At 68.5% G+C, this 9,210-nt stretch carries 8 protein-coding genes; 6 read left to right on the top strand and 2 right to left on the bottom strand.

Translation table 11 applies throughout. From position 1 onward, the window contains the following. Positions 1-210: 210 nt before the first annotated feature. Entirely contained in the window at positions 211-1,419 is a 1,209-nt protein-coding gene (locus AB0L82_RS43230; RefSeq protein WP_364651363.1) for a hypothetical protein, read from the top strand. Next, on the top strand, positions 1,419-3,197 hold the full coding sequence (locus AB0L82_RS43225) for a hypothetical protein (RefSeq protein ID WP_364651359.1): 1,779 nt from the start codon (positions 1,419-1,421) through the stop codon (positions 3,195-3,197). Before AB0L82_RS43230 ends, AB0L82_RS43225 begins: the two co-directional genes overlap by 1 nt. A gap of 70 nt (positions 3,198-3,267) precedes the next feature. Here the strand turns inward: AB0L82_RS43225 and AB0L82_RS43220 are convergent, their stop codons facing one another. Further along, positions 3,268-3,516, bottom strand: a complete 249-nt coding sequence (locus AB0L82_RS43220) for a hypothetical protein (RefSeq protein ID WP_364651356.1) — start codon at positions 3,514-3,516, stop codon at positions 3,268-3,270. Positions 3,517-3,892: 376 nt separating this feature from the next. Here AB0L82_RS43220 and AB0L82_RS43215 point away from each other — a divergent pair, with 376 nt between their 5' ends. Both AB0L82_RS43215 and AB0L82_RS43210 read left to right on the top strand, forming a co-directional pair. Continuing rightward, complete coding sequence (locus AB0L82_RS43215; RefSeq protein ID WP_364651353.1) at positions 3,893-4,384, top strand: MobC family plasmid mobilization relaxosome protein; 492 nt, start codon at positions 3,893-3,895, stop codon at positions 4,382-4,384. Positions 4,385-4,412: 28 nt separating this feature from the next. After that, complete coding sequence (locus AB0L82_RS43210; RefSeq protein WP_364651350.1) at positions 4,413-7,421, top strand: hypothetical protein; 3,009 nt, start codon at positions 4,413-4,415, stop codon at positions 7,419-7,421. A 96-nt stretch (positions 7,422-7,517) separates the two neighbouring features. On the opposite strand, the gene AB0L82_RS43205 is transcribed toward AB0L82_RS43210, so the two are convergent. Next, positions 7,518-8,138 (bottom strand): hypothetical protein, encoded by a 621-nt coding sequence (locus AB0L82_RS43205; RefSeq protein WP_364651347.1) that lies wholly within the window; start codon positions 8,136-8,138, stop codon positions 7,518-7,520. Between the two features lie 185 nt (positions 8,139-8,323). On the opposite strand from AB0L82_RS43205, the gene AB0L82_RS43200 reads away from it, so the two are divergent. Beyond that, positions 8,324-8,587 (top strand): hypothetical protein, encoded by a 264-nt coding sequence (locus tag AB0L82_RS43200; protein ID WP_364651344.1) that lies wholly within the window; start codon positions 8,324-8,326, stop codon positions 8,585-8,587. Between the two features lie 60 nt (positions 8,588-8,647). Next, positions 8,648-8,878 carry a hypothetical protein gene (locus AB0L82_RS43195; protein WP_364651341.1) on the top strand — a complete coding sequence of 77 codons (231 nt, stop codon included), beginning with the start codon at positions 8,648-8,650 and terminating at the stop codon, positions 8,876-8,878. Positions 8,879-9,210 lie beyond the last annotated feature (332 nt).

The following is a 9,210-nucleotide window of genomic DNA, read 5'->3' as shown; positions in this document are numbered from 1 at the left end:
GAGGCGGCCATTCCCCCGGTCACGATGGCACAAACCCTGAGGACAGCGCGAGTGGACACGCACCCCGGCAGCCGCCCGGCCTCGCGCCTCGCGCGTGCACGCGTACGCGCGTAGGCGAGTCCGTCCGGCCGCCAATTTTCGTTTTCATTAATACGTATTACATATCCATTTTAACGATGAAACGTTAACGTATTAGGGTAGAATCGGGGTATGAATGAACAGCACGACACCTCCGGCGCCGCCGGTTCCGGCGCGGCTGAGCTGCGCGTTTGTCAATTCCCGGTCGGCTACGACGTCGAGACGGGCGAATACGGGGTCTCCGGGCATCCGCTACCCCCGGTGGCGGGCCGGGGCCGCCCCGCGGACTACTGCGGACAGGCACACGTCGACCCGGACGGCACCCTGCGCATGCATGACCGGCCTACGGCGTTCCAACGCCGCCGCACCCTCAAGGAGGAGGCCCTCGAAGCCGCCGGCGGGGGAGCCATCACGCGCCGCAAGCCCGCGGGCCGCCCGGTCACCTCCGCGAAGGCCTCCCTGGCCGAGCTGCTGGCCCAGTGGGAAATGGTCACCACCGCGCACCGCACCCAGCTCGAAGACATCCTCGCCACCGCTATGCAGGTCGTGACGACCGCCGGAGATCCGGACGCCGCCGTCGCGGAGGTGGCCGCCGCCCGCCGCGACGCTGACGCCGAGATCGCCGCCGCGAACTCCCGCGCCGACGAGGCCGAGGCCGAGGCGTCGACCGCACGCCGCGAGCTGGCCCGCGCTCTGGAGGACAAGGCCTTCGCCGAAGGCGCGGCCGAGGACGCCCTCGCCGATCGCGAGGTCAAGGTCGGCGAAGCCCTGGAACAAGCGGCGCAGGCCACCGCCGTCGCCGAGCGGGAGAAGAAGGCCGCTGAGCAGGCCCGAACCGATGCGGCGCAGCAGATCGCGACCGTGCGCCGTGAGGCCGCCGACGAGCTCGCCGCCGCCCATACTGCGGCCGAGGAGCGGGTCGCTGAGACCGAACGTGCTGCGGCAGTGCAGATCACGGCCGCACACGATGTGCGAGATGCCGCGCTGTCCGGGCAGCGGCGCGCCGAGAATGAGCTGGCGGCGGCGGTGCAGGCGCGCGAGGATGCTCTCGCTGAGGCCGAGCGGCTGCGCACTCAGCTCGTCGAGTCCGCCACTGAGGCGAAGACTCGTGCCCGCGAGGACCGCGACCAAATCGCCGGGCTGCGCAAAGAACTCGCGCAGGAACGCGATCACGCTCGCGCTGAACGTGATCGCGACCGGGTCGACCATTCCGCCGCTATCGCCCGTGTCCAGGCCGCCGCCGAGACCCAGGTGCAGTCGTTGGAGCGGGCGCTGGCCGCCTCGGAGAAGACCGTCACCCGGCTCGAAGCCCAGCTCACCACCAAGAAGGGGGACAGCTGATGTTCCGTCGCAAACCCAACCCCGACCGCACCAAACAGGATCGCGGTGGCAATGACCCGCTGCTGACCGCGGATCTGCCCGACCGGGTGGCGACCGGCAGGGACCGGCTCGCCTACCAGGACGATCCCGCGCTGCGTGAGGCGTTGTCCGAGCGTGAACTTCACGCCGAGCGCGAGCTGGCCGAGCGTGAACGCGAGCACCGCCGTACCCAGAAGCTCGCCGAACTGACGACCGCCGAGGCGACCGCGGTCGAGGTGCATAAGACCACGACCGAAATCGTGCAGACCGAGGCCCGTGACCTGCTGATGTCGCGGCGCGCACTGGCCGATCAGCGCCGCGAGTCGAGCCCGCACGCGCAGCTGGCCCAGCTGTACCGCATCAAGAAGTGGTCCGGGCGCGCACTGGCCGGTGTCGTGGCCGGGGCGATGCTGTACTCGGCGGCCAATGTGCAGCACAACCTCGCCCCCGGTGGGCCGAGCGAGCCGCTGTTCTGGATGAGCTACCTGCTCGAAGCGCTGATCTCCACGGTGCTGGTCGTGTTCATGGTCTCCGGGTCGGCGGTGGCGCGGTGGAAGATCACCGAGGGGGAGAAGGCGATCCAGTGGACCGAGGCCGCGCTGCTGCTCGGTTCGATCCTGCTCAACACCTACCCGTATCTGCGCTCTCCGCAGGACTGGTCCAGCGTCGCCGTGCACTCGGTCGCCCCGGTCATGATGGGCGTCGCCTTGTTCGCGCACCAGGCCGTCGCCAAGCGCATGGGCGCGGCGATCGCGCAGGCCTCGCTGGAAATCACGTCCGAGGACGACACCACCGAGCGACTGGCCGCCCTGCTCGATCGCGCGCGCACCATCGCGGCGCAACCGCCGGCGCCAGAGCGCGGCATCGACCCGCGCGCCGATGAGGTGGTGCTCGCGGACTTCGAGCGCGAGTTCGACGAGTCCGAGTCGCGCGCGCAGGACACCGCCATCACACCGTCGCGCGCGCGCGAACCGATCGTCGCGCGCGCGATGGAAACCGTGAACGATGTCGCGCGCGAAGGTGTCGCTCGCGCGTCGCTCGCGCGCGAAGAGTCCGAGACTCCGCGCGCGGAATTCATCGCGTCGCGCGCGAGCGAAGACGTGTCATCTGTCGCGCGCGAGGAGGACCCCGCGCGCGAAGAGGACGCAGTAGAGGCCGCCCGGTCGCGCGCGGAGCAGCTCGACAACGAGCTGGCGCAGATCCAGGTGCAACGGCGGCAGGGGCATCTGTCGCGCGCCGCGCACAGCCCCACTGAGCTGGGAACCGAGTCCGAGTCGCTCGCCGATCGCGAGGAGGAGGCCGCACCCCTCGCGCGCGAAGAGCAGGAGGCCATCGCGCGCGACCTGACTCCGGTTGTCGCGTTGGTTCGCGCGCCGCAGCCGCCGCGCGCGACGCGCGAAACCGCTCCCCGTTCCTCGCGCGCGACCCATGCGCCGATCGCGCGCGAGACTTCGGTGGACGGTGCGCTCGCGCGCGCGACCGATCCCGTGTCGCGCGCGACAACGATCGCGCGCGACACGGCCGGAAGCGGTCCTTTCGCGCGCGAACTCACACCAGTGGAGTCCACACGGCTCGCGCGCGCGGTGCACGATCGGCGTAAGTCCAAGCAGCCGGTCGAGGTGCTGGCGAAGATCTACCTCGCCAAGTCGCAGGGCATGACGACCAACGCAATCGGCGACACTGTCGGTCTGCCGCACTCCACTGTCGGCCGGGCGATCGACGCCGCGGTCGCGGTGTCCGGCCCGCGCTCGGTCGACTGAGCGCACTCGGACGCAAGTGCGCGACAGCCCCGGCGGGTCGTATCCGCCGGGGCTGTCGTGCGTTCGGGATCTACAGGCCCCCGCCGTTGCGGAAGACGTTGTCCGCCAGCGCGAGCGTCGCGTGGATCTGCGCCTGCGCTTGCAGGGCTTGCAGGCGAATCCACAGAACATCGGTTTGAGACGAATCGCCGCCGACGGCCCTTGCCAAGGCCGAGGGCTCCGCGCCATCGGCTCGAGCCTGCGTCAGCTCCAGCAGCTCCGTCAGTGCTTTCTTCGCTTGCGCTGCGAACTCGTCAGCAGCTTCTGAATGGTCACCCATACCCAAACGTTACGACCGCAGCACAAACCGACCACTCCGAAAATAAGTGGCAAGCCTCCGAAGGAGGTGCGGCAGCGGTCCTCCTGGCATCTCGCGCTGCTTCGCAAGCGCATCGGCCCATCGAAAACCGCTCTGCCACATCACCACAACCTCACTGCCACTCACCTACAAAACTCAATTCCATATCTCTCATATGAGGTCACGTCTCCAAACCCAACTACTGATCAACTCCCGTACACTCATATCTATGTCCCAGACGGAGCAAGTTAACACTTACCCCTGGTAAGTGTGATTCCCTCGCAGGGGCGAGGGTCCACCCGAGGACGGGTGGTCGCTGCGCTGGGCCTGTTTTTCCGACGAGCGGAAGGTGGTCGCGATGGTCGCGAAGGAGTCGTCAGCGGGTGGTGCGCGTCGTTCTCAGGACATCGCGCGGGCTCGTCGCCGTCGGCGCCGGCCGAACATCGATGGCCCCAAGCACACGGTCGAGGTGGTGCTGTCGGAGGAGGAGTTCGCGAAGGTGCGCGAAGCCGCGGACGATGCGGGGATGACGGTGCCGTGGTTCCTGGTGCAGGCGGCGATCAATCCGGTCGCGTCGCCGAAGGACAACGGGCCGTGGTTGCCGTGGCCCAAGCGGGTGGCGTTGCGGGGAGAGCTGATCTCGGCGACGGGTGCGATGGACGCGATACGCCTGGAGCAGTTGGCGAAGGCGTGCGGCAACTTGAACCAGCTCGCGCACGCGGCGAACGTCACCGGGATGGTGGCCGAGGACATTCTGGAGACGAACGAGGAGCTGCGGGAGACCTCAGCGGAGTTGCGCGAGCGCGCCGAGCGGATCGAGGAGCTCGCACAGCAAGTGGTCCGGCGATGAGTTCGCCACCGCCTTCGGGGCGGGCGCGATGATCCCGAAGCTCAAGCGCGGGGCGAAAATCGGCGGCTTGATGGTCTACCTGTTGGGCGATGGCGATCACAACGAACATCGAGACCGGCACATCATCGCGGGCTCGCCGACGGTGATGCGCGCGCAATGGCTGGAGCATTTCGACGGACCCGGCGACAAGGACGCCGCGCGCGAAGTAGCCCTCGCGGTCGCGCACGAGATCGACATCCCGCGCAACCTGTACGGCACCCAAGTGCGGATGAAGGCCAAACCGGTCATGGCCGGAGTGGGCGCGCGCGAGCTCGGCCTGGACGTCGTCGAGCCCGCGGGCAAAGGCGAGAAATCTCAGATGCGCGATGCCCCGGTATGGCACGCGGTTCTGTCCCTGATGCCGGGAGAGGAGCTGTCCGACGCGAAGTGGTCGGAGGTCGTGAACGAGTTCATGGACCGCATGGGCTTCACCGGAACCCCGGACGGCAAGCGCGCCCAAGCACGCTGGGCGGCAGTGCGACACGGGCATTCCGGAGAGGAGGGCGAGGGCCAGGACCACATCCACATCGCCGCATCGTTGGTACGCGAGGACGGATCGAAGGTGTCGACCTTCGACTACGGGCAAGGCAAAGCCAAAGGCGACTGGAAGCGCGCCCAGGAAGTCGCGGGCGAGCTGGAACGTGAGTTCGGCCTGAAAGTCCTCGCCTCACGGCATGAAGGCGGTGGCCTGTCCGGGAACTCCCGCCCCGAAGTCGAACGCGCCCGCACCGGAACCGGTGAGACCGAACGGGAACGACTGCGGCGCGCGGTGCGCGCGATCGCAACCTCCGCCGAGTCCGAAGTCGAGTTCGTGCACGGCCTGCGCGAAGCCGGGATAGCGATCTACCCCCGTTATGCCACGGGCGGGCGGGCGGAGGTGACCGGCTACTCGGTGCGCCTGCGTCGCGACGGTGAAGAGGTCGGGCCATGGGTCGGCGGCGGGAAACTCGCCGGGGATCTAAACCTGAACGCACTACGCGAGCAGCAGTGGGACGACAGCCCCGAAGGCCGTCAGGCCGCGCTCGGGGCATGGATGAACCGCACCGGCGAAACCAGCAAGCCCGGGCAGGCAGCCCGCGGTGAAGGGATCGACGCGTGGAAGCGGGCGGCGGCCGAAACCGAGCAGTGGCGTGAGCGGCTGGCGCAGATCCCGCACGGGGACCGCGCCCAGTGGGCGTGGATGGCGGGACAGGCCGCCGGCGTTTTCGCGGCCTGGTCCGAAGCTCTCGAAGGCGATACTCCAGGCGCGTTCGCGGCAGCGGCGACCGAGCTGACGCGCTCGGCACAGGTGCGGCGTGCGACGGACCGATGGCAGCCCCCGCGCGGTACACACCCGAACGCCTTCGGGGACCTGGCGCAGCTGCTGCTCGCGCACCCCACCGGATCTCGCCCCCGTAGCCACGCCTCGCGAGGTGCGCAGGGTGAGGATGCGGCCTCCATCGCGGTGCTGCTGCTGGCGTTGATGCTGTTGCTGCTGTTGGCCGCTATCGCCATCGCGGTAGCGGTCGCGCGAGCACACCGGGCCCGCGGGGAACTCGCGCGCGCCACGGCGGTCGAGCATATGACCCGCGCGCATCTGGATCCGGTCCGCGAGAGCTGGGAAGGCGAGCTTCAGGATCGCCGCGACCAGTGGGACCGCGACGCCGCCGATGTGTTCACCGCAGCTGTCGGACGTCGCACCCGCAAGGTCCTCGGAGAGCTCACCAGCGTTGACGAGCAGGCGAGCAGTCAGCTCTCCCAGGAGCGGCTGGCCGCGCTCGCTGACGCTGCCGAGGCGTTGGTTCCGGGGATCACCGAGGCCGAGGCGTGGCCCGCGCTGCGCGAGCACCTGGCCGCCATCGAGGTATCCGGGCGCGATGCCGCGCAGCAGCTGGCGGAGGTGTTCGCGGCGCGGGAACTGGGTTCGGCCGATGATCCTGCGGCGGTGCTGGTCTGGCGACTCGAACGACTCGCGGCCGAACAGCAGCCCGCCTCACCGCAGAGCGGGAGCACCACTCCCGACAGCGCCACCACCCGCTGGGGTACGCCACTGCGCCCGCCCTCGAATCGGGAGCGGCTGGCGCAGATGCGGCAGGAGGACTCCGAACATGTGGACAAGATCCTCGCCGCCGCGAGCGGACCGCTCACCCCGCCGACCCCGCCGACGGCCGATCAGTCGCGGCGCAAGTACTACAGCGAACTGTCCGACGCGGAGAAGTCGCAGCGGCGCGCGCTCGACGCGGCCCGCGCCGGATTCGTCTCTCACGACATCAAGCCGCGCGGTTGGACCGATGAACTCTTGGACGCCGAGCTGGCGCACCGGCGCACCGAAGTGGCGTTGCTGACCGCTGATATCGAGGACCGCCGTACCAGCGGTGGCGCTCACACACGGCAGGTCCTGGCCGACAACGCCGAGCTGAGTGCGCAGGCCGAGAAGATCCCGGCCGCGCAGCAGGCCCGCATCGATGCCGAGGAGCTCGCTGCGGAGCAGCGCCGACTCGATACGCAATGCGCTCGGCTCACCCAGGAACTCGAAGCCACCGGGCGCCACAAGATGATGGCGCGCAAGAAGCTGCAAGCCCAGCTCGCCGAGGCAAGCGAGAAGCTCGACGACCTCACCCCTGTTGTCACCGCTGCGCAGGCCGCCGCGAAAGCGGCGGCCAGGGCGACCGGGGTGTCAGTCCATCAGTGGAACAACACCCTCCACGAGGCGCAGGAACAGCAGCAGCTTCGGCGGCTCACCGCGGCCCGGGGCAGGGATCAGCGGGGGATCGAGGCGGACGTCTCCTCGCTGCGGGATCTGCAACATGATTTGGCCGGCGTGGAAGCCGAACACGCGCGCCGGGGCAAGCTCACTCCCGCCCAGCGTGAGCGCGAGCTCCGGATCCGTACCCAGAACAAGACACCCACCACAGACCCGACGCGCCAGCCTCCCACCCCCGGCCTTGGCACGGACCTGCCGTACCAACCACCGGATCACGGACGCGGCCCCGATCGAGGGCAAGGACTCGGTCGGTAGCGCTGTCTCGAAACGCTGCGGTTGGCGAAGTGGTCGCATGCGAAGGTGCTGCCGCACCAGCTCCGCTGGTTTGCCTCCGAATCGGTGTGCCCCGGTTCAGCGGCGCGGCAGCAGCCGGAATTTCGCCAGGGTGTCGAGCAGCACCTTGGCGGTCTTCACCGTGCCCGCGTGCTCGCCGCGGGCGAGTGTTCCGTTGGCGGCCCAGTCGCCGAGGGTGGCCAAGACTTCGCGGGTACTGCGTGGCGAACTCAGGACCAGAGCGACCGCGGCGCGGTGCGCGTCGGCGGTCGCGGTTGTCGTCTTGGGTTCGAGTTCGGGCATGGCCACTTCCGGGATCGGGCCGCCCGCGCCGTGGTACGCCTGCCACAGATCATGGATGGCTCGCTTCATCGGTTGCTCTTGCCATTCCTGCCGTGAGTTCTGTGTCGGGTCCTGGCGCATCCGATGGGCCAGAACCCGCAGCAGTTTCTCGGTGGCGGCGTCCTCGGACAGCACTCGTTCGATCGCGCCGTCCGGGGTGAGCGGGCGGCTGCGTTCGATGGTCCGCTCGCGGATCTCCTCGTGCACTTCGATCGCGCGCCCGCCGGCGCGAGCGGCACGCAGTTCTTCGGAGGCCAGGCGGCGGCAGCGCGCCGAGCACCACACCGCAGGACGACCGCGCCGACCGGTCGTGGACTCCATGCTCTGGCCGCATCGTGGGCACTGCTTGGCCTCCATGCCAGGAGCGTAGCCGATTATCGCCGGACGTAATTCCCCGTTATCACCACGTGGGTGCAAGAGGTGTATCCCGATTTAGTGCTCTGTCGTTGACCTGGCGCTAAGTGGCCGGAGGGCACGGATTGTCGGTGCGCTGAGGTGCAATGGGCTGCACCATTGGCAGGGGATGGATCGCAGGGGAGGGCATGGCAGTGGATGAGTTTCGGTATATCTGCACCAACTGCATGATGGGTTGGCACAACACCCCGTACTGCCCCTTCCCCCGCCCCGCGCCGCCGCGGCAGCGGCGGTACTACACCGATGCCGAGCTGCGCACCCTGCGTCACCTCCGCCAGCTCGAAAAAGATGGCGTGATCTCACCCGCCGGGGAGCCGTGGATCCCGTTCCGCTGGGTGCTCTGGCCCATGCTCGCCCTGCTCGTTTTCTTCGCGCTGCTGATCATTTTCTGACCGATTCGGTTCCGGTTTTCGACACGAAAATGAGGGTGTCGAGGGACGTAAGGTGAGCTCGTGGCGGAAGGCAACAGGCTCGAGGAACTGCGGTCCGCGCTCTCTCTCATCTACGAGAAGCTCGACACCGAGACCATCACCGAGCCCGAATGCATCGAGCTGGAGGAGCGCGCCGGGGTGATCCAGGACGAGATCGACGCAATCCTGAATGTCATCGGTGCCGAGGTGCAGAAGGCACTGCGCGAACGTCCGCGGCCTGCCTCGCCGCCTTCCTCGGAGCGGCTTTTCTGAAGCCCATCGCCGAGGCTGCGAGCGCGTGGGGAAAGTCCCATTCGTACGCACATCTGTCGAACGGGACTACGTTGCGACAGCACCACCCCTCCCCAGCAGGGCGTACATCGCCGAAAGTCCCGTTCGAATCTGCACCGCCGTGCAGCAACTCAACCCCACCTCGAACTGGCCCGGTATCCGGTTTTTCGGCCGCCACAAGTGGCACCGAAAGCACCCTCGCCGCGGGCACTACCGTCTTGGCACGGCCGACCTTGTTACCAGGGACAACAGCCCTCAAAAGCACCCGCCGAACCGGTCCGTCCTGCAGCAACTCACCCACACCCAGGGCACCC

The sequence above is a fragment of the Nocardia sp. NPDC052001 genome (assembly GCF_040680615.1).
In the GTDB taxonomy this organism is placed as follows: domain Bacteria; phylum Actinomycetota; class Actinomycetes; order Mycobacteriales; family Mycobacteriaceae; genus Nocardia.
Note: the sequence above shows the minus strand (reverse complement) of the source record. Positions and strands in the feature narration are given on the sequence as shown.